Genomic DNA, 23,037 nt, shown 5'->3' with positions numbered 1-23,037 from the left:
AAAAATTTGAAGAAGATATAGAATGTTCTATAATTGTTAAAAATTTTATTTTTCCCATTAAAGAGAGACCTGCAAGTATCATAGCAACACCAGCTACAATTAAAAGCACTGCGTTTGCAGTGTTGCTGAATATTACCACACCACCTAAAGCACCAAACATTGCCCCTAAAATAGTGTAGGTAAGCACACGTCCAAAATTGTACAAAAGATGCGCTATAGTTTTAGAAACTTTAGAACTTGCAGGCTCAATTTTAATAGTTGAATAGGCTAAAACAATACCACCGCACATACCAATACAGTGTCCAAATGACCCTAAAAAAGCAATACTTATGATGGTTAATAGATTTATACTATCCACTACTTTATCTTCCTAATAATTGTTTACGTATTCTTGGATTTTTCATTGTTTCACCACGCAGCATTCTTAAGCGCATAGTTGCAAAATCAACCATACCTGCTTTTTTGTGTTCATATGCTCCAAAACCATAACCCATAGGTGTTAGTTCATTAAGTGTATAGAATGCTTTTCGTCCATCTATCCATTTGTGAGTATCTCGGCTCATTACCCAAATGACAGCACTTTTTTCAAAAGGCTTATCACGCAACCAATGAACAAAATCTCCATGATCATGAAAAAACCATGTTCTACCATCAGGTGCAATTACCTGTGAAGCATAAGTAAGTTCATCTATTACCATACCGCAGTCACTATCTTGGTACTTATGCAGTTTCATTTTTATAGGTAGCTTTTGCGTGTTCCCCTCTTGAATAACAACCATATGTTGTACCTTGGCAAGGGAGAGAAAAACTCCTACTATAATAACAACTAAAATCCCTACAACTATAAAAGGCATAAACTTCTTCATCGTCTTTTTTTTCCTTTTCCTCTATCATCATAAACTAAAAAGCGTTCTAAATCTCTATGCATAGATGCATCAAGTGAATCCCAAATAGCTTTTTTTTCTAAATAACGCTCATAATCTTCTGTTTTAGACTTCTTTATATCACGAATAAGATAATGATACCTAACAATCTGCTTTGTATAATCACTAATAAAAGTCCAATTTTTTATTATCTGGTAACTTTTCTCTTCATGGTCGGTAAAACTCCACTCATCATACTCATAATCCTCTGCATCTTTCTTAAACGCAGTGAAGGGCTTTCCAATGTCATGAAGAATCCCTGCTGCAAAAAACTTCCAATCTCCCGCCCTTAATGCCTCATAAGTAACACGCAACGTATGTACAAGCACTCCATGCTGATGCCACTTGTTTTGTGTAAAAAAGAGTGAATCCAAAAATGGTTTTGAAAATATCTTATTATTTGTATGATTCATAAATCCTCTTTTGCCATTGGATGACAAGCCGCAACAGTATCTTTTAGATCTTGTCGTTGAATATGGGTGTAAATTTGTGTTGTTAACAGTGAAGAGTGCCCTAAAAGTTCTTGTACTACTCTTAAGTCAGCACCACCACGAATAAGAGCAGTAGCATAAGAGTGGCGTAAAACATGAGGAGAGACACCCAGATATTTTTGTGTTATTTTATAAGCTGATATTCGGCTGAGTTTGCCACCTCTATAATTACACCAAACATAAGCTTTGTTAAAACCGCTATCGTCTAAATAAGCGTCAATAGCTACTTTTGCAATCTTTGCTAAAGGGACAATACGCTCTTTTTCTCCCTTAGCATGGCGAATATGCAGCCACTCCTCTTCTATATCACTATAACTTAGCTCCAAACACTCACTTATTCTTGCTCCACTTGCATATAAAAATAGAATAAGTGCATAGTCACGTTTACCTATCCAGTTACTTCTATCTATCAAGGAAAGTGAGTTCATAATTGCATCATAGTCCATAAACTTTGGCAATGTTTTAGCAATTTTTGCAAATTTAAGTCTATTTTTTTCATCACTAAACTGCTCTTTGTAACAAAAATCAAAAAAAGCATTTACTGAAGAGAGTTTTCTATTGAGAGTGCGTTTATTTTCATAAGATGAGAGAATTTTTAAAATATTTTCTGTTTTAAGTGAGATAAGAGGCTTATGTGCCGATTCTTCAATAAGAAGCAGATCATTTTTATAAGCCTCAACACTCTTTTTACTCAAAGCTTTAATAATAGTAATATACTCTAAAAAAGCCTCTAACTCGTTTGACATCTATTTAATTACAATCTCTTTATCATCTACGTAAAAGAGATCTTTACCTGTAAATACAAAACCTTCATCAATATCTACTTTTTTCACTTTATAATCAAAAGTTTCCTTATTTATTACAATAAGATATCCCTCTTTTTCTAAGGCATAAAGCTTGTCTCCTTTATTAATTAGACCTAAAAAGTGAGCAAAAGGAAACTTCACTTTTGAAATAACTTGTAAATCAGGTGTCAAAGCAATCACTTCACCCTGTTTTGTTGTAATAAAAATCTCTTTTTTACCATAAGCAATATTTCGTATCTCATACTTCTGTCTTAACTCTTTTTTTGTTAAAGAGAGCATTTTTGTATCGGTACTTGCTACAATTTTATTATCAAATAGATTCAAATCAATAATATTGTTGAAATAGTCCGCAGAGGAGACAATAACTGTTCTAAGCTCTTTTTTCATCTTTGTACTAACAATAATAATTTTTCCATCAAGTGTTGCAAAAATAACCAAACCTTTCATAAAGTAAGGATTCACTATGCGCATATCTGATGCAACTGATGCTCCGCTCTGTTCTTTAAAAAGTAGTGACTTTGATGGTATATCATAAAGTGCTATCTCATCATCAGCAAATAAAACTGCCAACATATCACCATTAACACTTGCACTTGCAATGGTGTTTTTCAATTGAAAATCTTTTCTAATGCTATTATTGTTTTGAGAAGTGAGAGTGAGATTTCCATCAATGCTGCTACTCAGCACCCAACCATCACTTAAAGAAATAACGCGCTGATTCTTTCCAATAGTAACATTTAACTCACCATTTTTTGTAAGCACTTTTTGATTTTCAAGCAATGCAATATTTGAAGATCTATCAATTATTTCAGAGTCCATCGGTGCATAATGTCTCCATTCACCTGACACTTTTTTTGGTTTATAGACCTCTTTTGTGCTACAAGCACTAAAAAATAGCACTAAAAGAGGTACTAAAAAAATTAAATACTTATACAATTTTATTTCACTCCATAATGCATTAAAGCTTTAGCAACAGGAGCCAAAGGAGACTCTATACCAATCATACTAAGGTGCTCATGGGCATCTGTAATTTTATTTTCATTCATTAAAATAATTGCTAATTGAACTTGTGCCAAATCTCTATAAATAGCACCTTGCGTTTGTGCATACGCTTCAAGTTTCGCTTTATCCTGTGAATTTTGTGCAGCTTCATAAGTCGCCAATCCTCCAATAAGAGGAGCCTTAGAGTTTTGCAAAGAATTCAGAGTTTTCAAATCCTGATGTGCAACAGCTTGAGAGTAGAGCCAAACATCATTCAAAGTGGGGCTTAAAGAAGCAAGCTTATCTTGCGCTACTTTGGAGCTTGGATTTAATTCTAAAGTGACAAGTGTTTTGTTGACTGCGTTAAGTGTACTTGCTCTATTCATATTATATATAATATTTCCAGCAACAACTAAAACAATAACAACAACAGAACCTATCATCACATTCTTATACTTTTTAACAAACTTCTCAGTTACAACTGCTTTTTCAAAGAACTGTTCTTCTGCTGTAAGTCCTTCTTTTACCATTCCAATATTCTCTTTTAAGCTCAAAAATCATTCCTTATATATTTTAAAAGTCTATAATCTTACCCATAAGTAAGTTAAAGTTTTATCAAATTATGATAAAATCGAAAAAACAAAATTGTATAGGATTTTAAATGCAAATAGATGACGCACTTTTAACAAAACTAGAAAAATTATCATTCTTAAAAATCAGCGATGACAAACGAGAAGAAATTGTAGAACAACTCTCAGAAATTGTAAGTTTTGTTGACAATTTAAGTGAGCTAAATACTGATGGTGTTGAGAGTGTTTTTGCAATGAGTGACAAAGAGACGCCTCTTAGAGAGGACACTGTTCATTCCCAACCTACTGTTGGTGAAGATATATTAACACATGCCCCACAAAGTGCTGACAATTTTTTCATCGTTCCAAAGATCATAGAGTAAACGCAGTGATAAAAGTATATGGCATTAAAAACTGTGACAGTGTCAAAAAAGCACTTAAGTTTTTAAAAAAAAACAACATTGAATACGAACTTTTTGACTTTAAAACGGAACAATTACCATGTACAAAAATAGATGAATGGAGTAAGAAAGTAGATACTAAAACTCTTTTTAACGCCAGAAGTACAACATATAGAAATCTAAAACTAAAAGAGCTAAACTTAGATGAAACAGGACAAAAAGAGTGGCTTTGTAAAGAAAATCTTCTTATAAAACGTCCTGTCATTGAGTTCAAAAATGAACTCTTAGTTGGTTTCAATGAAGAAATTTATAAGAGGAGTTTTTCATGAGTAATGAAGAGGAACAAAGAAGTTCAAATCAACGATTAGATATAAAAAAGTTGCTAAAAAGTGTACTTGCGTTTAAGTCATCAGACCTGCATCTTGTTGTTGGTAGTGAACCACAGATACGAATAGATAAAGAGTTGCGTGCGCTTAATTTACCTGTGCTTAATGCAAAAGATATTGAAGAGATGGCATATTCACTTATTGAAGACAAGCAGAAAAAAATATTTGAAGAGCATAATGAGCTAGACTTCTCTTTTGAGTTAAAAGATGTTGGTCGTTTCCGTGCAAACTACTACCGTACTATCTATGGAATTGGCTGTGCCTTTCGTATGATTCCCCTTGAAGTTCCTACACTTGAGGAGTATGGTAACCCTCCTATTTTTAAAGAACTTATTAAGAAAGAGAAGGGGCTTATTCTTGTAACAGGACCAACAGGAAGTGGTAAATCAACAACACTTGCATCTATGCTTCACGAGATCAACCTCACTGAACGCCGTCATATTATTACCATTGAAGACCCTGTTGAGTTTGTACATAAAAATATTAAATCTCTCTTTTCACAACGCGATGTAGGAAGCAATACAGATTCGTTTGCAGCAGCACTAAAATATGCACTGCGCCAAGATCCAGATGTTATTCTCATTGGGGAGATGCGTGATGCTGAGACCATAGGTGCTGCACTAACCGCTGCAGAGACTGGTCACTTGGTATTTGGAACGCTTCATACCAACTCTGCACCAGGAACTATCAACCGTATTATTGATGTATTTACAGGAGAAGCGCAAGCGCAAGTACGCGCCCAGCTTGCATCTTCACTTGTTGCAGTAATTTCTCAAACACTTATTCCTAGAATTGGTAGCGGTAAAGTCGCAACGCAAGAGATACTTATAACAAACCCTGCTGTTCAAAATCAAATTAGAGAAGATAAAGTACACCAGATTTACTCTCAAATGCAGTTAAACCAACAAGAAACAAATATGACGACACAAGCTCAACAGCTGGTATCTCTTCTACAGAAAAAGATAATTTCAAGAGAAAACGCCATTAAAAACTCTAACCGTCCAGAAGAGTTAATGAAAATGCTAGAGGCTCTTTAAGAGTCCTCTTTTCTAAAGCGTATCATTTTAAAACGCTCTCCTAAAAAGTTTGGCATAATAAGCATTTTAGCTTTTTTAAGTTCTTGCTTATAAATTTTTTCTTCAGCATTTTTTTGCAACATTTCTAAAAGTTCTAAAATCCCCATATCTACAAGTGCAGTCATCTGTGCTTTAAAATCCACAAACGCAACACCAGCCTCTTCATAGGCATCTTTTACATGAGCAAATGTTACATCATAAGTAATATCAGATTTTTGAAAGAGTTCCTCTCTTGGCACATAATCCTCTTCCCCTTCGGGAAGAAAAAACGGTATAACTTTGTGTTTTGTATAAATTCGCAACGAAAAATCAGGACGAGCAGCCATCTCTCCATAATCAAAACTCATAAACTCAAACTTGTCACATGAAGCAGCCATCTCTTTTGCAAACTCCTCATACCCAAGTGCTATTTCACCCCTCTCTTTATAATATTTAGCCGCTTTTTGTGCCACCCACTCATCATCTAAATCAAATTCTACATTGTGATTTTGAACACTTGCACTTTTTCCTTTAAAATACAATTCACAAGGAAATGCATCAAAAATTTCATTGGCAATAAAAAAAGCATTTTCACATTGCAACTCACTTAAAGATTTATAATGTGTCAGTTTTACAACATCACCAAAACTCTCTTGAAAATAGTTACGCTGTTGCATTTGCAAATCATCAAAACGCTCAACAATGACAAATTCAAAACTCTCAAGCACTTCAGGACGCAGAGTATAAAGAAACTCACACACATCTGCTAAGAAATAGCCATGATGTGCACCTATTTCACATATTACTGCGTTTGGCGCCAAAAAACCATCATCCACTAAAGAGATAATATGTTTTGCAATTGTTCCACCAAAAAATTTACTCGTACTTACCGCGGTATAAAAATCACCACTTTTTCCTATATTTTTGTATGTTGCATAGTAGCCATCTTTACCATAAAGCCACTCTGTCATATATTCGCTAAATTTTACTACTCTACCCACCTATTTACCAGCCTTTATATACATTTCATATAGATTTAACAACTCTAGCTGTTTATCCATCTTATATATTTTTGTATCTATCTTTTGTATTGCCAAAGAGTTTGTCAAAGTTTGGACATCATACTTTGTTTTGTATCCGCTTGCGTAAAGTTTTTCTGTATCATCAAGCAGTTTTTTATACAATTCTCTATTTTGACGACTCAATGCTATTTTTTTATTAAAGTTTTTGATGTTGTTCATCACCTGATCGTATAATGCACTCAACTCTCTTACTCTATCTTTTTTAATAACTTGTGATTTTAGATAATCCACTTTTGCAGATTCTATATCACGAAAAGTGTTGATGTCAATCGGAATGGAGAGCTTAAATCCATAATCATAATAATTTCTCTCTTGAGAAAAAGCTGGAAATGTTGGAGAAAATTGTTGATTTGATGTCTTTTGCCAGTTATAACCTGCAGTCAAATTCACTTTTGGCAAATATTTTGCAACACGTACATCTTTTGCATAAAGACTCTTTTCTAGCCTATATTCACTCTGTTTTATATAGGTATTATATTGTAAAAACTCATTTTTGGAAATCATTTTTAGATGCAATATAGAGACTTTTTTATAGTTTAAATCACTTAAAGCAGAGAATTTATTTATAAGTTTTTCTCTATTTGTTTCGATGTCATAAAGTGCTTGCACGACAATATTTTTTTGAATAATTGCATTATCTAAAAACCCAGAATCAAGCTGTCCATTCAGATATTGTTCCTTTTTTTGTAAAAGATTTATATCAGAGTTTTTAATCTGTAATTTTTGTTTTTGAATCCGTAAAGAGGTCTGTCTAATTTGCATCAATAGAGATATTGCATCTTTTATCATCTTACGTTTAGCTACATCAATTGAGACATCATTGTAGAGTTTGCTAGCATCTGCAAACTTAATACCATAGTAAATCCCACCACTTTGAAAAATAGGCTGATCCATTCGAATACCTGCGCTCTCATTTAACTGCTCAGTCGTGTATGGGTTACTTTTTGAGTAATTATAATTAAGCCGAAGAGGCGCTATCCATGAATCTCGTAGTTTAGAGCTCTCTGCTTCACTCTTCTTATAATCATACTCAAACTGCTGGTTTTTATAATCCGATATAAAGCTATCTAAACTTGCGTTATTCTCATTTGCAAGAAGAGTGGAACTAGAGCCTAGACATAGCAAGAGTAAGAGATTTAAACCCTTCATCTATTTCCTCTTTTGTAATTGTAAGTGGTGGTAAAAAACGCAACGTATTTCGCCCTGCTTTTAAAACCATAACACCATTTTCTCGTGCAAAGTTTATGATGTTTGAAAGGGTTTGTGCATCTTTAGTACGCAATCCACACATCATTCCAAAACCAACTCTTGAACTGAAAATGTCCTTATGTGCAACATAAAAATTTTCTAATGCCTCACTAAATGCAGCCGAAGTTGCAGCTAACTCTCCACTCTCTTTTAGCTCATTTAAAATGTCAACAACTTCACAAACTGCCCGTGCACTCAAAAAGTTTCCTCCAAATGTAGAACCATGATCACCTGCGTTTAGCACTTCTTTAAGTGTAGTCATAACAATACCAACAGGAACACCACCACCTACACCTTTAGCAAGTGTAATAATTTCAGGCTCAATGCCATAAGCCTGAGATGCAGTAAACTCTCCAACTCTATAAGCACCCGTTTGTACCTCATCTATAATAAGAGGAATCTCTTTAGCTTTTAAAAGTTTTGCCAATTTTTGTACTTTTTCTCTGTCTTGAGGTTCAACACCACCTTCACCTTGAATCAGTTCTATCATAACGCCTGCAGTATGGTCATCTAAAAGAGATGCTATTTCATCAATACCATCTGCATATACAAAACCATCAGGAAAAGGTCCAAAATAGTTATGCATAGACTCTTGTCCTGTTGCTTTTACAGTTGTAATTGTACGTCCGTGAAAAGAGTGATTAAGTGTAATAATTTTATATCTTTTAATCTTTCCATCGCGTTCGCCATGTTTTCTTGCTATTTTAATAGCACCTTCATTGGCTTCAGCTCCACTATTTGCAAAAAAGCACTGCATATCATATCCACTAGCTTCTACAACTTTTTGTGCAGCTTGCGCTTGTGGTGCAATATAGTAAAGATTTGAAGTATGTGTAAGTTTAGAAACCTGATTACAAAGAGCATCAGCCACTCTTTTGTTTCCATGACCAACCGAGACGACCCCTATACCCGAAGTAAAATCAATATATTTTTTACCAGCATCATCTGTAAGTGTTGCGTTTGATCCACTGACAAACTCTACATCTGCTCTTGCATATGTAGGAAGTACATATTTTTTATCTAAATCTTTTATATTCATAATTTTCTCACTACTATTTAATTACTTAAATTATATCACACAAAAAGCTTATATTTATAAATGGAGTTGTTAAAAAAAAGAGGATATTTGAAGAAAAGCCACCCCCCATCAATGGGGATAGCAAAGAAGAGATTAAAGATGGTTCTTAAAAGTCACCATTTGCAGCACGTTGAGTAATTTCATTCATTGATTTTTCAACTGTAGTTGCTAGTTTTAACATTTCTGGTGAAAGTGGATAACCCCCATGAATAGCCAGTGTTAAATCCATAGTAATTAGGTAAGCATCACCATTTCCATATTGTACATACATAATTCTACATGGCATAAAACCACCAAAATAGCGTGAGTGATTTAAAAATTTCTTCGCGATTGGAAGAGAACAAAGAGAGTAAATTCTAGCCTCTTTTACTTCATTTGGTTTTGCATCTTCTTTTGTGAACATTTTAACATAGTTTGTAAGTCTCATATTGTACTCTTCAGTAAGTGCAGTAATAGACTCTTTTACATCATCACCACTTACATCATCAGCAACTTTAAATTCTACCATCATAGCTTTAGCTGGATCACCATCTTTCACTACTTTAGTAAACATATCATCATATGCTTTCATAGCACCATCATCTAGCTTATGTTGACCTGTCACTGCAGTCCAACCCATGTGCATTGTAGAACACCCCGACATAAACATCATAATCGCTAACGCGCTTAATCCTAAAACTAACTTTTTCATATATTTCCTTTGTCACCACGAATATCTTCACTGGCATAATTTGAGCTTTACCTAAGTAAAGAGGAGGTAATTATAACACTTCAATATAAAAGTAAATTTAAAATAAAATCATAAGATAATCTTATGAAAATCATAAATTTATTTTTTGATTTTTACCCTATTTTCTTGATATACAGCATTTTTTCCTTCATAAGAGTGTTTTGAAGATGTAAGATTATTTATACCCTTTGTGCCACTATAAATTACTATAGTATCTTTTCTTAATGCATCACTATTTTTGACACGTAATGACACCTCTCCATTATCAGAACTAATACAGAGCATTTCTCCATCATCATAGCCAAGAGAAGGATGAATTAGCACCTCTTGGCTGCGTTTAAATTGTGAATTAAGAGATGATGAACTCTTTGGGGTAATAAGATAAAACTCATCATCACTGCTATTTTGCTGCGTTTCAAACTCTTCAAGAAAAACAAATTCTCCATCATCTGTATCAAAACCATTTTTATAGGGCTCTACATTTCTACCTTCAACCTGCACACTACCGTCAATATGTCTAACACCAAAATTTTTATAATGTTGCAAATATTCACTCTCTGATTTTAATGCAATATCAAATTCAGCACAAAGATAAGCTGCCAAATCATATTCACTAATGCCTATTTCACTCTCTATCTGTTTATTCATTACTAAAAGCCCATTATGAGAATAGGAACTTCTTACATCATTTTTTTCTAAAAAATTCTTAGCAGGAATAACCAAATCAGCAATTTCACTTGTCTCATTTTCATATAATCCAAAATAAATTACATTTTCTGTCTTTTGTATTGCATTTTGTACACGAGAACTATCAGGCATCTGTGCTAATGGATTTGCACCTTGAATAAAAACAGTTGCAAACTCATCAAATTTTGTATTTACTTTAGAGACTCGTTTTGCCTTTGTAGTAAACGCAGACTCTATATTTTCTTTTGAATTTCCAAGATAGGCAACACCACTCCCCTCTTTTGCAAAAAGTCCTAAAGATACCCCAAATGCATCAATAGCACGTAAAACATCAGCTCCATCTCTATATTTTTGAACACCTACACCACACACTATTGCTACTTTTCTATTGATACATAACTCTAGCATATCACCAATTTGACCCAGAGAGACACCAATATTTTCTAAAGTAGCCTTAATTCTTACACCTTGTGTAAGTTCATAGTAGTCTTCAAATTCACTTGCATATTTTTCTATAAAGAGTTCATCTAAACTATCATTAATATAGACAAAACGCGTCAAAAGTAGTGCTAAAAAAATATCTGTGTGAGGTTTTATTTGCACAAATATATCTGCACTTCTTGCAATTTTTGTTGCAACAGGATCAATAACAATCACTTTTTTATCTTTTATAAGCGGTAAAATATGTGAAGATGTCACATGAGGATTTCGTCCCCAAAAAATTACAACATCAGACTTAGCAATTTCACTCAATGGCATATTTTTATTGCTACCGCGTCCATTAATAATACCAGCTTCCCCTGCTCCATCACAAAGACTACCATCTGTTAACACTGCTCCAAAATTTGCAAAAAAATGGTCAGTTACCTCTTGCATTAAAGCAAAATTTCCACTACCTCTATAGTGAAGTATGTCACTTTTTAAAGATGAAGATAAAATCTCTTTTAATTTATCTAATGCCTCTTGCATAGAGATATTTTCACCCTTATATCTTGGTGATTCTACTCTTTTAGTGTCTAAATAATGGTTCAAATGGGGACATAAAAATCCATTCGTGTACCCCTCTTTCATCGGTTTTATCTTTGCATCATCGTAAATAATTCCACAAGCATCATAACAATCAAGTGGACAGGCTGTAATACTACTTGATTTCATTATGCTCTTCTTTTAATTCTATTTTAATAAGATTTGAAAATATCTTTGGTGCTTTCATAACAATCTGAGCACTATATCTTGAAATATTTTTACCATCAGCAATTTTAGATATTCTTGAAAGTTTATAGTTACTCTTTTTACCATTTATATACAAAACTCTATTATTTAGATTAATAAGGTCATTTTCATCAAGATAAATCACAGCTACAGCTTTACTGACATCGGCAACGATTGCTAATGGTGTGCCAATATTAACAACACTTTGCGCTTTCACTTTTAATTCATAAAGAACAAAACCATTTGCTACAATACTTTTATCTTGAATACTCTTCATAAGTTGTTTTTCTCTAAATGCTAAATCACTTATATTTGTTTTTAAAGAGTTCATCTCTTTTAAAGTCGAAAGGTAACTGTTTTCACTCGCTACCAAATCATAAAACTCTTTATCTTTTTCAACTTTTGATTTTATACTTAAAGCCATAATTTTTTTAAAATTCTCTTTTTTCCTCACCAATGCTTCTTTTAAATTTTTTAGAATTTTTTCATTTGTTGCAAGGGTACTCTTTAAATAGCTCATTTTTTTTCTTACAGATTCTAGTTCATCACGATTAAGAGCATCATCAATTTTAATAAAAGCTTTATTTGAAAGTTTTTTTCCCAACATATTTTCATCTGTGTAAAGGACTTGACCCGATACAGTAGATGCAATAGTACGTACTTCATAAGGTGTTACCCTAGCATAATAAACTTTTGCAAAACTAACTGTACTCAAAAGAAATAGTAAACTTAACATTTTTAGCAAAAAAGACTCCTCATACAATATCATACTATTCTAACATTTACTTGCTAATATTCAAGCATATTTCATTTTATTTCTGGTACTATTAAGAGATATTTAATATAAAGGTAATTAATGTCTGTACTTGACAATGTTGATGCTGCAACAAATTTAGCAAAAAATAATGAGCTACAGCTTTTAGTTTTCAGAGTTAGTCAAAGTGACAGTTCTGCTTACTATGCTGTAAATGTTTTTAAAACACGAGAAGTTGTGGAATCAAGAAATCATTATCTCACACAACTTCCCTCATCTCATCCCCTGCTTGAGGGCACAATTATTTTAAGAGATATGCAAATTCCAATTCTTAATTTACCTGCTTGGCTTGGTATAACATTAACAAAGGAAGAGATTAAAAAATCAAATATTTTAGTATGTGATTTTAATGGTGTTATTATCGGTCTTAGAATTATGTCAGCATACAGAGTAATCAAAAAGAACTGGAATGAGATGCATGCACCAGATAGCTACAGACTCAAAGATGATGGTGTTGTCATAAATGACACACGACTAGAAGATGGCAGTTTATGTCTTATTCTTGATTATGAAAAACTCCTTGCAGATGTCCTACCTCAAGCACTTGTAAATGTAGATAAAGATTTAGAGTTACTACAAACTTTAGAACTCCCTGAAAAACTCAAACATGGTACTATTCTTATTGCTGAAGATTCAAGAACAGCACAGAGACACCTTACACAAATATTTGAAAAAGCACACCTAAAGATGCAACTTTTTTCCAATGGTAAAAAACTTATTGATTATATTTTTGCTTTATCTGATGAACAAAAATCACAGATTCCTGCCATTATCACCGATATTGAGATGCCAGAAATGTCAGGATTTACTGTTATTCAAAAATTAAGAGCAAATAAAACTACGCAAGATATTCCTATCATTGTAAATAGTTCTATGACTGGAGATAATAATAAAAGAGAAGCACAAGGACTTGGAGCAGATGACTTTATAGACAAAACAAAAAGCCATAATGTCATTCCACTAATTGTATCTGCAATGAAAAAGAAAAACACACAATAAAACTAAAGAAATAAATGAAGAGACAATGTATGTATTACATTGTCTCTATCACTCAATGTTGAAACATTGAAATAAGTACACCAGCCGCAACTGCTGAACCAATAACACCTGCAACATTTGGACCCATAGCATGCATTAAAAGCATATTTGTACGGTCATATTCCATACCTACTTTATTTGATACACGCGCTGCCATTGGGACTGCAGAAACTCCAGCTGAACCAATAAGTGGATTAATTTTATGACCGGGAAAGAGATTCATAATTTTTGCCATCAATACACCTGCTGCAGTACCTACACCAAACGCAATAATACCAAGAACCATAATAAACATAGTCTCAGGTACTAAAAATTGATCTGCTGCAAGCTTTGAACCAACACCAAGACCTAAGAAAATAGTCGTAATATTAATAAGTGAATTTTGAAGCGTATCATTTAAACGCTCAACAACACCTGATTCTTTCAAGAAGTTACCAAACATAAAAGCACCAATTAACGGTGTAGATTCTGGTAAAACTAAAATTGCAAGACCTAAAACTAAAAGAGGAAAAATCAACTTTTCTAAACGAGAAACATGACGAAGTGTAGTCATTTTAATTCTTCTCTCTGCATCAGTTGTTAAGGCTCTCATAATTGGAGGTTGAATAATAGGAACCATTGCCATATACGAATATGATGCAACAGCAATTGCTCCTAAAAGTTCAGGTGCAAGTTTTGTAGCAATAAAGATAGATGTTGGACCATCAGCACCACCAATAATAGAGATAGCACTTGCTTGCTTAAGTGTAAAGTCAACAAGTCCCATTTGTGCTAAAACCATGGCTCCAACAAGCGTTCCAAATATACCAAATTGTGCGGCACCACCCAAAAGCGCTGTTTTAGGGTTTGAGAGAAGTGGACCAAAGTCTGTCATAGCACCAACACCCATAAAAATGATAATAGGGAAAAGTTCATTTGAGAGACCTGCTTGGTAAATAACCCCTAAAAAGCCATGAGGTCCTCCAATGCCTGCAATTGGAATATTTGCCAACAATCCACCAAATGCAATCGGTAAAAGAAGTAGTGGTTCAAAACCTTTTGCTATGGCAAGCCAAAAGAGAAGAAAAGTTACAAGTATCATAATAATACGACCAAGACCTTTACTAAAATCACTCATAGGCTTACCTGTTGCACTCATCTCATCTGCACGAGGATGTACTAACGCAACAATACCAGTTGACTTTAAAAAGCTTATAACCATATCACCCATAGGTTGAGACTTATATGTCTCTTCCTGATGCGTTGAAGCTTTTATTGATTCTGTCGCATGTTCTGAAGCCACTGCACTTGCACTAAATGCAAATGCAAAAAGCATCATTGCTGCGAAAAATTTAATTAAAATACTTTTCATTAATTATCCTATAACTGCTACGACTTGACCTTCTACAACTTTGTCATTTGTAGCTACATTTATACTTTTTAGTACACCACCAGTTGGTGCAACAACATCTATTTCCATTTTCATAGATTCGAGAATCATAATTACATCACCCTCATTTAGACTTTGACCAGGATTAGCAACTATTTTCCAAACACTACCTGGAAGAAGCGCTTTAATTTCAACACCATCACTAATAGGTGCATTTGGAGTTGGTGCGGCAACTGCTGCCTCACCTTCAACTGCTACTACTTGAACATCACCACTACCTTCAGCAACCTGAACACTAAACTTTTGACCATCTACTACAACTGTATAATTTCCACTCATTTCTTTTCTTTCTCCTTTGCCTTTGCAATCTTCTTCCATTTGAGATATTTTACGTACGTTTAATTCACCTTCACCTTTAAGAAAAGCGATACCTTTATCGTGACATGCCGCAGCAATAAAAATATTTTCTTCAGTGATTTCTATATTTTCTTCTTTAAGTTTATTAATCCAACTCTCTAAAGATTTTGCAGGATCAGCATCTGCCAAATCCAGTGCTTTCTCAGTTGTTGGTAAAAGATTTAACTTTTCTGAAGCTATTTTTACAATCTCTGGATCTGGAGCAACCGGTGTCTTACCAAAATAGCCAAGAACCATACGACCATATCCAGGGGCTATTGCTTCCCACGGACCTTGCATTACATTATTTAATGCTTGTTGGAAATAAAATTGTGAAACAGGAGTTACTGATGTACCATAACCACCTTTTTCAACTACCTCTTGCATTGCTGCAATAACCTCTGGAAATTTATCTAAAATACCATTATCACGCATCATTTGCGTATTTGCAGTTAACGCGCCACCTGGCATTGGTGAGAATGGCATAATCGGAGATACTTTTGTTGCTTCTGGTGGAACAAAATAATCTGCTAAACAAGATTGAAGTTCTTTCTCATATGTTAAAATTTTTCCAAGTTCTAATCCACCAAGATCATAGTTCATTCCCTTAGTTGCATGAAGCATTGTCAAAATATCTGGTTGTGCTGTTCCACCACTTACAGGGTTTGCAGCCATATCAATTCCATCAACACCAGCTTCTAATGCTGCCATATAAGCAGCTACAGATACACCAGCAGTTTCATGTGTATGTAGACGAATATGAGTATCTTCCCCAAGAAGTTTTCTTGCCATTTTAATAGTTTCAAAAACTTTTTGAGGGTTTGAAGTACCAGAAGCATCTTTAAAACAGATACTATCAAATGGAAGTCCACTATCTAAAATATCGCGTAGTGTTTTTTCATAAAATTCGACTGTATGTGCGCCATGGCATCCTGGAGGTAAATCCATCATTGTAATAGCGGCTTCATGTTTAAGACCATGATGTGTAATACGCTCAGCTGAATATTTTAGGTTTTCAACATCATTTAACGCATCAAAGTTACGGATTGTATTTGTTCCGTGTTTTTTAAACATTTTAGCATGTAAGTCAATAAGCTCTTTTGAACCAGTATCGAGCATAACAGTATTTACACCACGAGCAAGTGTTTGAAGATTTGCATCAGGTCCTACAATTTTACGAAACCTATCCATCATTTCAAATGCATCTTCTCGTAAATAAAAGTAGAGTGATTGAAATCTTGCTCCACCACCAAATTCAAAGTGATTTATTCCTGCCATTTTGGCTGCCTCTACTGCTGGAAAAAAGTCATCCATCAGCACACGACCACCAAACACAGATTGAAAACCATCTCTGAATGTTGTATCCATTACATCTATAAATTTTTTAGCCATTATAATCCTTAACCTTCTCTATGATGTGTAATTGCTGCAGTTATCGCCGCGACTATTTTTTTATTATTGACTTGTGCACTTGCTGTTGTAGCATCTGCACTCGATTGCGGTTCAGGGAAATATCTGTTTATTATTGAAGACATTATGTTCATACATGCTATCATCACTACTAAGAATACGAATACAGTTCCCATTCCTAAAAACATAAATTTTACTCCCTCTATTATGAGGTTAGTTTCCATACAATTACCTTTTATATAATTTGTCTCTTAGTATAGTATAAAGATGTTTAAATAAAGTTTTTACTCTTCCTTTTCTATTAGTAAGGAAAAATGTATGTTACTTTTTAGTAATATTTTGATATTATTATATTATATAAATAATATAGGATTTAAATTATGATAGCTGGTATGTATGAACAGGATTTTATGGCTTATATGATTTTTGGATTAATTTTAAACTTTGCGTTTTCAATACTCTTTGGTGTTTATTTGAGCAAAAATATTGGTATGCAAGAGATGATGGAATCTAAAGGTGATAAACAGCAGTCTATACTTGTAAGTCTAAGCCTTTTTATTCCTTATGCTAAGATGTTAATCACGCTTTACAGAGTAACAATTTTACAAATATATTTTCTAAATAAAGGCTATACACACAAAGAGTTTTGGATCTATATAACAAATGATAAGCAAGAAAATCGTTAATATGACAGATTTTAGATTAAAAATAATTTTAAGTGCTCTACTTGCACTTGTATTTTCACTTATTTTCATTCTATTGGCATTCATTCTTCCTGTTGATAAAAAAGAGGTAAAAATAATTAATCATCACAAAGGAAAATTAGAACAAATTTCAGATTCACTGAAAAATTAATTTTTTAGTGAATCTTTCATATCAATTAACTTAAGAGTATTGTAAGCCACTTCTGTATTAAGTTTAATTGTAGAAGATTCTAATGCTTCAAGACATAACATTAAATAATCTAAATCTTCTTTCTTCATCATTTCATAAAGCAGTATTTCTGCATTTTTAATGCGTAAATTTCTTGCTACACCTAAGTTTTTGTGGGCAAGTTCTCTAAAAGGAGTATAATCTAAGTCAAGTTCATTATTATTTTTAGATTTTTGTAAATTATTTAATTTCACTTCAAACTGCACTAAAGATTTAATAATCTGAGAAACATAATCTGCTACTAATTCATTTATTAATGCTTCATCCAATCCTAACTCTTCAACAGCTTCTGCGGGCGAATAAGTATATTCTGACAAATTCAAATCAGCTAATTCATTTGTAATGAGAGCCGTATAAATACGCGAAGCTTCTTCTTGCATTGACTGTACATCCTCTTTCTCTACTAATTTATTTAAAAGTTCAAATTTCTTAATCATAGATATAAAATAACATATTTTTCTGTTATAAACAATTTATTTAGGGTTTTATTTGAAGATAATTGAATGAGTGTGCTTTTCTTATACACTCATTCAGAAATTCTATAATGCTTTAGCAATAATTCTATTTAAACGCACAACAAAATCTGCTGTATCATCAAGTTCTTGACCATCATACAATTTTGCTTGATCTAAAAGAACATGTGCTGCATCTTCTATTAAATTAACATCAGCACTCTCTTTAAGTTTTTCTACAAGTTCATGCTTAGGATTAATCTCCAAAATCGGTGCAGGCTCTGGGGCATCTGTTGCCTGACCCATCTGTTTCATCATTTGAGCCATCATATAAGCTGGATCTTCTTTATCAATTTTAATAGCAACAGGAGAGTCTGTAAGTTCAGTCGTTACATCAACTTCTTTTACACTATCACCAAGAATTTCTTTAAGTTTTTTTGTAAAATCTTCGTACGATTTTGCTAACTCTTCTTTTTTCTTCTTATCATCTTCACTCTCTTCAAATTTTGCATCTGCAGCAGGAATAAGTTTATACTCTTTATATTCAGTCACCATTGGGAAGATTATAGTATCTACCTCTTCATTTAATAAAAGAACATCAATACCACGAGCTTTAAATTTTTCTAAAATAGGTGAATGTTTTAACAAGTCAAGAGATGTTTTTGCCGCCAAATAATAAATCTCTTTCTTCTCTTCATCTACATTTTTTACATAATCTTCAATAGTAATCATCTCTTCACTATTAAGAGAGTTAAATTTAAGAAGTTCTAAAATTTTCTCTCTATTTCCAAAATCACTATAAAGACCCTCTTTAAGCACATTTCCAAACTCTTTGTAGAAAGTATTGTACTTATCTGCATCTTTTTTCATCATTTTAGAGAGTTCAGAGAGCACTTTTTTAACAGATGCATTTCTAATTTTGCTCATAACAGGATTTGATTGTAAAATTTCACGAGAAACATTCAGTGGTAAATCTGCTGAATCTATTACACCACGCAAGAAACGTAAGTATGTCGGCATAAGCTCTTTTTCATCATCTGTAATAAATACACGATTGATGTATAGTTTAATACCTGGTTTATAATCAACTCTATAGATGTCCATAGGTGCTTTACTTGGAATATAAAATAGCGTTGTATATTCAATAGCACCTTCAGCTTTATGATGTGTCCAAGCAAGAGGCTCTTCTGATGAGTGTGCGATTGTCTCATAAAATGATTTATAATCTTCATCTTTTAGTTCACTTTTTGAAAGTGTCCACAATGCACTTGCAGCATTAATCTGTACATTTTCTATCTCAGTTTTAGCAGGCTCTATCTCTTTTCCATCATCATCTGTTTTTGCTGGAATTGTTTTTTCTTTATCCATAAAAATTGGAAATGCAATATGATTAGAGTATTTTTTAATAATGCTTTCAACTCGATAAGTCTCTAAAAATTCCTCTTCACCATCATTTAGGTACATAATAATTTCAGTACCATGAGAATCTTTTGAAGCATCTTCAATCTCAAATTCACCTGTACCATCACTTATCCATTTGTAAGCTTTCTCTTCACCAGCTTTTTTAGTAATAACTTCTACTTTTTTTGCAACCATAAATGCAGAGTAGAAACCAACACCAAATTGACCAATAAGATTAGAATCCTCTTTTTGGTCACCTGTAAGATTTTCTAAAAATGCTTTCGTTCCAGACTTTGCAATAGTTCCAAGATTATTCATTAAATCTTCTTCATTCATACCAATGCCAGTATCACTAAGTGTTAGCGTTTTCTTCTCTTTATCTATTTTAATGTCAATACGAGGGTTAAATGAAACATTTTTATATTTTTCATCAGTTAAAACAAGCATATTAAGCTTATCCATAGCATCTGATGCATTAGAGACTAATTCACGAAGAAAAATCTCCTTATTTGAATATAGAGAGTGTATCATAAGTTGTAAAATTTGATTTGCTTCTGTTTGAAATTGATGTTTAGCCATAATTTAATTCCTTCTTTTTTAAAATTTAAGTGTATTTTAGCAAAAAAAGTTAATAGTTGCAAGTTTTATCAATAAACTTTAGTCTTATTCACTAAAGTTTATTTAGTTTTATATTTTGCTATAATTCTTTTATGGAAAATGATTACATAGATTTAATAGAACCAACCCCGATACTTCACTCAAAAAAATGCAAAGTAATTGCGTTTAGCATAAAACTTTTACTGCAGTATTCAAGCTTTGTCACTGCGTTTATAGCTTGGTATTTATATGATTATTTTATAGCAGGAGCAACACTACTCATTACATTCTTAATTGTTGGAATAGCACGCGCAAAGATGAGAAATAGTGTCATTCCTCCCCATCAGAGGGAGTACCACTATACAGATGAAGGAATTGCCAACTGGTTTAGTGCAAAAGAACTCTGCCCTAGCCCATTATCGAACGAATCACAATCGCATAATGCAATACAAAAAGGTTTAGAAAGAAAATAAGTAGTGAAGAACCACGAGAGATAATATTTTGTAATTTTGTTCTCTCTACATTATTTGTCTTAAACGCAATAATAAAATGAATTACTGTTGCAATTACAATCACAAGCACAATCCATAATTTTTTTCGTAAAGTATCTATAACTAGGGAATGATCACTAGTAAAAAGTTGTGATAAGAGTCCGTCATTTGTTATCATCACAGTTCCAGTTATTAATAAGATCACAATAGAAACAACTTCAAAATAACCAAAGATAGGTCCAATATGAGGATAAACCTGCTTCTGTTTCTCTTTATCTCTAAGTGAAACTCCCAAAACAAACATAAAAACGGAACCACCAATCCATGCAATTGCAGCAATTAAATGTATATGTATAAAAATACCCAAAAATCTTCCTTTTAATAAATCCTGCATATATTATAGTAACTTCAATAATAGATAGTTGATACAGGACAATATTTATAAAAAAGTTTATCCTAACCTCACAATGGGTATTATTCCAAATGGCATTAATTGATTTACAAAAAGTTTCAAAACACTATTCGGCACAAAAAATTCTTACTGAAGTTGATTTTCATGTAGACGAGGGTGAACGTATTGTTATTATTGGTAAAAATGGTAGCGGTAAATCAACCCTTATGAAAATCGTCAATGGCACACTGGATTTAGATGGCGGCAGACGCATCACAAAAAATGATTTAGAAGTTAAGATGCTTGACCAACGTCCAGAATTTGAAGATGGGCACACCGTTCGTCAAGCCGTCGAAGCGGGACTCAAAGAGCTAAACGCAGCTAAAGAGCGCTATAATGAACTCTCTTTACTTTTATCAGAAGATTTTGAAAATAAAATTTTACTCGATGAGCATGAACAACTCTCTCGATACATAGAACACCATAAAGCTTGGAATCTTGATGATAAGATAGAACGCATTATTCAACATTTTGATCTGAAAAAGTATGAAGAGAAACCCATTGCACTTCTAAGTGGAGGGGAGCAACGCCGTGTCGCTCTTGCCTCTTTACTTTTACAAAAACCAGATATTTTACTTCTTGATGAACCAACCAATCACCTTGATGTTTATATGGTTGAGTTTCTTGAAGAACTTCTTTTAAAAGAGAAATTCACTCTTGTTTTTATCTCTCACGATAGATACTTTATAGACAGAATTGCTACTAAAAGCATTGAAGTTGATGATTGTAAACTTCGTGAATATAGTGGAGGATATTCCAGTTATCTTACACAAAAAGAGGAGTATTTAAGAACGCTGCAAAAACAACATGATAATCTCTTAGGAGTTCTCAAAAGAGAAAATGAGTGGTTTGCCCGTGGTGTTCGAGCAAGACTTAAACGCAACGAAGGTAGAAAAGAGCGACTTATGCAACTGCGTGATGCAGCAAAAACTAACCCTGCAAAAATAAGAAAAATGTCCGTAGAGCTCCAAAGAGAAGCGAAACATTTTAACAGAGATAAAAGCGTAAACAGACAAAAGATGCTTTTTGAAGTAGAAGATTTAGCTCTTACACTTGGAAGTAAAGAGTTACTTCATGATTTTTCAACACGAATATTACAAAAAGATGTCATTGCTATTGTTGGCCCAAATGGAAGTGGAAAATCAACTCTACTAAAAGCACTTTTAGGAAGACTAGACCCAACCAAAGGCATCATTAAACGCGGTGAATTTAAAGTAGGATATTTTGATCAACATCGTGAAATGCTTGATGATGATAAGAACCTTATAGAGACTTTTTGTCCACATGGAGGAGACCGTGTTAATGTACGAGGTAGTGACCTTCATGTCTATGGATACCTAAAAAACTTTCTCTTTCCACGAGAATTTTTAGATAAAAAGATTGGCGTACTAAGTGGTGGAGAGAAGAACCGTGTAGCTTTAGCCCTACTCTTTACACAAGATGTAGATATACTCATACTTGATGAACCTACAAACGATCTTGATATTCCTACTATCAATATTTTAGAAGAGCAACTTACAAACTTTGCAGGAGCAGTTATTATTGTCTCTCACGATAGATATTTTGTTGATAAAATTGCTAAAAAACTCTTTATATTTAAAGCAGATAAAACCATAGAAGAGTCACACCAACTCTACTCTGAATATCTTGAACTAGAAAAAGAGTTGCAAGAGCTTGACAATATGGAAAAAGAGGCAATAGAAGAAAAGCCCAAAGAGCAAAAAAGAGAAAAAGAGAAAAAGCTTAAACTCACTTTTAAAGAAAAAATAGCACTTGAAAAACTTCCACAAGAAATAGATGCACTCGAAGAGGAGATACAACAGATGAATATCTGTCTTGCTGACCCCTCGTGTTATGAAGAGAGAGGCATTTCAGCACTTGCTGCCGAACTTGCAATGCTTGAAGAGAAATATGAAGCAAAAGTTGAAGAGCTTTTAACAATCCAAGAGAAAGAGGAAGAGATAGACAATGGATGAAAAAGCATACAAAGCTAAAAGAGCCTCTGAAGTAACGCAACTCGGTAGTACTCAAACGCA

26 protein-coding genes are annotated in these 23,037 nt (G+C 33.4%); 8 read left to right on the top strand and 18 right to left on the bottom strand.

Annotated elements, in window-relative coordinates:
- The 6 genes from MV589_RS02870 to MV589_RS02845 form a co-directional block, all read right to left on the bottom strand.
- On the bottom strand, nucleotides 1-358 hold a 358-nt coding region (locus MV589_RS02870; RefSeq protein WP_297431854.1), incomplete at its 3' end, for a sulfite exporter TauE/SafE family protein.
- Between the two features lie 4 nt (nucleotides 359-362).
- The gene (locus MV589_RS02865) at nucleotides 363-866 is read right to left on the bottom strand and encodes a hypothetical protein (RefSeq protein WP_297431853.1); all 504 of its coding nucleotides are present in this window, start codon (nucleotides 864-866) and stop codon (nucleotides 363-365) included.
- Nucleotides 863-1,336 (bottom strand): HD domain-containing protein, encoded by a 474-nt coding sequence (locus MV589_RS02860; protein ID WP_297431851.1) that lies wholly within the window; start codon nucleotides 1,334-1,336, stop codon nucleotides 863-865. The genes MV589_RS02865 and MV589_RS02860 overlap by 4 nt, the downstream gene beginning before the upstream one ends.
- Nucleotides 1,333-2,160: a tyrosine-type recombinase/integrase gene (locus MV589_RS02855; protein ID WP_297431850.1), complete on the bottom strand. Its 828-nt coding sequence runs from the start codon at nucleotides 2,158-2,160 to the stop codon at nucleotides 1,333-1,335. The genes MV589_RS02860 and MV589_RS02855 overlap by 4 nt, the downstream gene beginning before the upstream one ends.
- Nucleotides 2,161-3,156 carry a hypothetical protein gene (locus MV589_RS02850; protein ID WP_297431848.1) on the bottom strand — a complete coding sequence of 332 codons (996 nt, stop codon included), beginning with the start codon at nucleotides 3,154-3,156 and terminating at the stop codon, nucleotides 2,161-2,163.
- 2 nt (nucleotides 3,157-3,158) lie between these two features.
- Nucleotides 3,159-3,755 carry a hypothetical protein gene (locus tag MV589_RS02845; protein WP_297431846.1) on the bottom strand — a complete coding sequence of 199 codons (597 nt, stop codon included), beginning with the start codon at nucleotides 3,753-3,755 and terminating at the stop codon, nucleotides 3,159-3,161.
- A gap of 107 nt (nucleotides 3,756-3,862) precedes the next feature.
- On the opposite strand from MV589_RS02845, the gene gatC reads away from it, so the two are divergent.
- Genes gatC through MV589_RS02830 form a run of 3 tightly spaced genes read left to right on the top strand, consistent with a single transcriptional unit; the run spans nucleotide 3,863 to nucleotide 5,594 of the window.
- Nucleotides 3,863-4,153, top strand: coding sequence for an Asp-tRNA(Asn)/Glu-tRNA(Gln) amidotransferase subunit GatC (gene gatC, locus MV589_RS02840; RefSeq protein WP_297431844.1), 291 nt, complete (start codon nucleotides 3,863-3,865; stop codon nucleotides 4,151-4,153).
- Between the two features lie 5 nt (nucleotides 4,154-4,158).
- Nucleotides 4,159-4,500, top strand: a complete 342-nt coding sequence (locus tag MV589_RS02835) for an arsenate reductase family protein (protein ID WP_297431842.1) — start codon at nucleotides 4,159-4,161, stop codon at nucleotides 4,498-4,500.
- Nucleotides 4,497-5,594 carry a type IV pilus twitching motility protein PilT gene (locus MV589_RS02830; RefSeq protein ID WP_297431840.1) on the top strand — a complete coding sequence of 366 codons (1,098 nt, stop codon included), beginning with the start codon at nucleotides 4,497-4,499 and terminating at the stop codon, nucleotides 5,592-5,594. Before MV589_RS02835 ends, MV589_RS02830 begins: the two co-directional genes overlap by 4 nt.
- On the opposite strand, the gene MV589_RS02825 is transcribed toward MV589_RS02830, so the two are convergent.
- From MV589_RS02825 to MV589_RS02800, 6 genes are all read right to left on the bottom strand, one after another.
- Nucleotides 5,591-6,583, bottom strand: a complete 993-nt coding sequence (locus MV589_RS02825; protein WP_297431858.1) for an SAM-dependent methyltransferase — start codon at nucleotides 6,581-6,583, stop codon at nucleotides 5,591-5,593. The genes MV589_RS02830 and MV589_RS02825 overlap by 4 nt on opposite strands.
- Before the next feature lie 30 nt (nucleotides 6,584-6,613).
- Nucleotides 6,614-7,843 carry a TolC family protein gene (locus MV589_RS02820; RefSeq protein ID WP_297431839.1) on the bottom strand — a complete coding sequence of 410 codons (1,230 nt, stop codon included), beginning with the start codon at nucleotides 7,841-7,843 and terminating at the stop codon, nucleotides 6,614-6,616.
- Entirely contained in the window at nucleotides 7,800-8,981 is a 1,182-nt protein-coding gene (locus MV589_RS02815; RefSeq protein WP_297431835.1) for an aminotransferase class III-fold pyridoxal phosphate-dependent enzyme, read from the bottom strand. The genes MV589_RS02820 and MV589_RS02815 overlap by 44 nt, the downstream gene beginning before the upstream one ends.
- Before the next feature lie 145 nt (nucleotides 8,982-9,126).
- Nucleotides 9,127-9,711 (bottom strand): DUF302 domain-containing protein, encoded by a 585-nt coding sequence (locus tag MV589_RS02810; protein WP_297431833.1) that lies wholly within the window; start codon nucleotides 9,709-9,711, stop codon nucleotides 9,127-9,129.
- A 138-nt stretch (nucleotides 9,712-9,849) separates the two neighbouring features.
- Entirely contained in the window at nucleotides 9,850-11,592 is a 1,743-nt protein-coding gene (locus MV589_RS02805) for a molybdopterin-dependent oxidoreductase (RefSeq protein ID WP_297431831.1), read from the bottom strand.
- Nucleotides 11,579-12,385, bottom strand: coding sequence for an efflux RND transporter periplasmic adaptor subunit (locus MV589_RS02800; RefSeq protein WP_297431856.1), 807 nt, complete (start codon nucleotides 12,383-12,385; stop codon nucleotides 11,579-11,581). Before MV589_RS02800 ends, MV589_RS02805 begins: the two co-directional genes overlap by 14 nt.
- Before the next feature lie 120 nt (nucleotides 12,386-12,505).
- On the opposite strand from MV589_RS02800, the gene MV589_RS02795 reads away from it, so the two are divergent.
- The gene (locus MV589_RS02795) at nucleotides 12,506-13,462 is read left to right on the top strand and encodes a chemotaxis protein (protein WP_297431829.1); all 957 of its coding nucleotides are present in this window, start codon (nucleotides 12,506-12,508) and stop codon (nucleotides 13,460-13,462) included.
- Between the two features lie 52 nt (nucleotides 13,463-13,514).
- Here the strand turns inward: MV589_RS02795 and MV589_RS02790 are convergent, their stop codons facing one another.
- From MV589_RS02790 to MV589_RS02780, 3 genes are read right to left on the bottom strand one after another with little or no spacing between them, the layout of a single operon-like run.
- The gene (locus tag MV589_RS02790) at nucleotides 13,515-14,852 is read right to left on the bottom strand and encodes a sodium ion-translocating decarboxylase subunit beta (RefSeq protein ID WP_297431827.1); all 1,338 of its coding nucleotides are present in this window, start codon (nucleotides 14,850-14,852) and stop codon (nucleotides 13,515-13,517) included.
- 3 nt (nucleotides 14,853-14,855) lie between these two features.
- The gene (locus MV589_RS02785) at nucleotides 14,856-16,658 is read right to left on the bottom strand and encodes a biotin/lipoyl-containing protein (protein ID WP_297431826.1); all 1,803 of its coding nucleotides are present in this window, start codon (nucleotides 16,656-16,658) and stop codon (nucleotides 14,856-14,858) included.
- Nucleotides 16,659-16,666: 8 nt separating this feature from the next.
- Nucleotides 16,667-16,900, bottom strand: a complete 234-nt coding sequence (locus MV589_RS02780; RefSeq protein ID WP_297431823.1) for an OadG family protein — start codon at nucleotides 16,898-16,900, stop codon at nucleotides 16,667-16,669.
- Between the two features lie 156 nt (nucleotides 16,901-17,056).
- Here MV589_RS02780 and MV589_RS02775 point away from each other — a divergent pair, with 156 nt between their 5' ends.
- Together MV589_RS02775 and MV589_RS02770 are read left to right on the top strand one after the other, a co-directional pair.
- Entirely contained in the window at nucleotides 17,057-17,362 is a 306-nt protein-coding gene (locus MV589_RS02775) for a hypothetical protein (protein WP_297431822.1), read from the top strand.
- Between the two features lies 1 nt (nucleotide 17,363).
- Nucleotides 17,364-17,531 carry a hypothetical protein gene (locus MV589_RS02770; RefSeq protein WP_297431820.1) on the top strand — a complete coding sequence of 56 codons (168 nt, stop codon included), beginning with the start codon at nucleotides 17,364-17,366 and terminating at the stop codon, nucleotides 17,529-17,531.
- Here the strand turns inward: MV589_RS02770 and MV589_RS02765 are convergent.
- The gene (locus MV589_RS02765; protein WP_297431818.1) at nucleotides 17,528-17,989 is read right to left on the bottom strand and encodes a hypothetical protein; all 462 of its coding nucleotides are present in this window, start codon (nucleotides 17,987-17,989) and stop codon (nucleotides 17,528-17,530) included. The two genes, MV589_RS02770 and MV589_RS02765, sit on opposite strands and share 4 nt — an antisense overlap.
- Before the next feature lie 159 nt (nucleotides 17,990-18,148).
- Nucleotides 18,149-20,041 carry a molecular chaperone HtpG gene (gene htpG, locus MV589_RS02760; protein WP_297431816.1) on the bottom strand — a complete coding sequence of 631 codons (1,893 nt, stop codon included), beginning with the start codon at nucleotides 20,039-20,041 and terminating at the stop codon, nucleotides 18,149-18,151.
- 131 nt (nucleotides 20,042-20,172) lie between these two features.
- Between htpG and MV589_RS02755 the strand changes: the two genes are divergently transcribed.
- The gene (locus MV589_RS02755) at nucleotides 20,173-20,532 is read left to right on the top strand and encodes a hypothetical protein (RefSeq protein ID WP_297431814.1); all 360 of its coding nucleotides are present in this window, start codon (nucleotides 20,173-20,175) and stop codon (nucleotides 20,530-20,532) included.
- Here MV589_RS02755 and MV589_RS02750 read toward each other — a convergent pair.
- The gene (locus tag MV589_RS02750) at nucleotides 20,468-20,917 is read right to left on the bottom strand and encodes a hypothetical protein (RefSeq protein WP_297431813.1); all 450 of its coding nucleotides are present in this window, start codon (nucleotides 20,915-20,917) and stop codon (nucleotides 20,468-20,470) included. The genes MV589_RS02755 and MV589_RS02750 overlap by 65 nt on opposite strands.
- 116 nt (nucleotides 20,918-21,033) lie before the next feature.
- Here MV589_RS02750 and abc-f point away from each other — a divergent pair, with 116 nt between their 5' ends.
- A complete protein-coding gene (gene abc-f / locus MV589_RS02745; RefSeq protein ID WP_297431811.1) occupies nucleotides 21,034-22,977 on the top strand; it encodes a ribosomal protection-like ABC-F family protein in 1,944 nt (647 codons plus the stop codon).
- Nucleotides 22,978-23,037 lie beyond the last annotated feature (60 nt).

Origin of the sequence: Sulfurimonas sp., from assembly GCF_026991475.1 — a bacterium.
Lineage (GTDB): Bacteria > Campylobacterota > Campylobacteria > Campylobacterales > Sulfurimonadaceae > Sulfurimonas.
Note: the sequence above shows the minus strand (reverse complement) of the source record. Positions and strands in the feature narration are given on the sequence as shown.

Bases quoted from the DNA above. Each gene is read 5' to 3' on its own strand.
- MV589_RS02770 (WP_297431820.1), top strand. From the start codon at position 17,364: ATGACAGATTTTAGATTAAAAATAATTTTAAGTGCTCTACTTGCACTT.
- MV589_RS02820 (WP_297431839.1), bottom strand. From the start codon at position 7,843: ATGAAGGGTTTAAATCTCTTACTCTTGCTATGTCTAGGCTCTAGTTCC.
- MV589_RS02830 (WP_297431840.1), top strand. From the start codon at position 4,497: ATGAGTAATGAAGAGGAACAAAGAAGTTCAAATCAACGATTAGATATA.
- MV589_RS02785 (WP_297431826.1), bottom strand. From the start codon at position 16,658: ATGGCTAAAAAATTTATAGATGTAATGGATACAACATTCAGAGATGGT.
- MV589_RS02825 (WP_297431858.1), bottom strand. From the start codon at position 6,583: ATGACAGAGTGGCTTTATGGTAAAGATGGCTACTATGCAACATACAAA.
- MV589_RS02775 (WP_297431822.1), top strand. From the start codon at position 17,057: ATGATAGCTGGTATGTATGAACAGGATTTTATGGCTTATATGATTTTT.
- abc-f (WP_297431811.1), top strand. From the start codon at position 21,034: ATGGCATTAATTGATTTACAAAAAGTTTCAAAACACTATTCGGCACAA.
- MV589_RS02790 (WP_297431827.1), bottom strand. From the start codon at position 14,852: ATGAAAAGTATTTTAATTAAATTTTTCGCAGCAATGATGCTTTTTGCA.
- gatC (WP_297431844.1), top strand. From the start codon at position 3,863: ATGCAAATAGATGACGCACTTTTAACAAAACTAGAAAAATTATCATTC.
- MV589_RS02855 (WP_297431850.1), bottom strand. From the start codon at position 2,160: ATGTCAAACGAGTTAGAGGCTTTTTTAGAGTATATTACTATTATTAAA.
- MV589_RS02860 (WP_297431851.1), bottom strand. From the start codon at position 1,336: ATGAATCATACAAATAATAAGATATTTTCAAAACCATTTTTGGATTCA.
- MV589_RS02810 (WP_297431833.1), bottom strand. From the start codon at position 9,711: ATGAAAAAGTTAGTTTTAGGATTAAGCGCGTTAGCGATTATGATGTTT.
- MV589_RS02815 (WP_297431835.1), bottom strand. From the start codon at position 8,981: ATGAATATAAAAGATTTAGATAAAAAATATGTACTTCCTACATATGCA.
- MV589_RS02865 (WP_297431853.1), bottom strand. From the start codon at position 866: ATGAAGAAGTTTATGCCTTTTATAGTTGTAGGGATTTTAGTTGTTATT.
- MV589_RS02755 (WP_297431814.1), top strand. From the start codon at position 20,173: ATGGAAAATGATTACATAGATTTAATAGAACCAACCCCGATACTTCAC.
- MV589_RS02780 (WP_297431823.1), bottom strand. From the start codon at position 16,900: ATGGAAACTAACCTCATAATAGAGGGAGTAAAATTTATGTTTTTAGGA.
- MV589_RS02805 (WP_297431831.1), bottom strand. From the start codon at position 11,592: ATGAAATCAAGTAGTATTACAGCCTGTCCACTTGATTGTTATGATGCT.
- htpG (WP_297431816.1), bottom strand. From the start codon at position 20,041: ATGGCTAAACATCAATTTCAAACAGAAGCAAATCAAATTTTACAACTT.
- MV589_RS02795 (WP_297431829.1), top strand. From the start codon at position 12,506: ATGTCTGTACTTGACAATGTTGATGCTGCAACAAATTTAGCAAAAAAT.
- MV589_RS02800 (WP_297431856.1), bottom strand. From the start codon at position 12,385: ATGTTAAGTTTACTATTTCTTTTGAGTACAGTTAGTTTTGCAAAAGTT.
- MV589_RS02765 (WP_297431818.1), bottom strand. From the start codon at position 17,989: ATGCAAGAAGAAGCTTCGCGTATTTATACGGCTCTCATTACAAATGAA.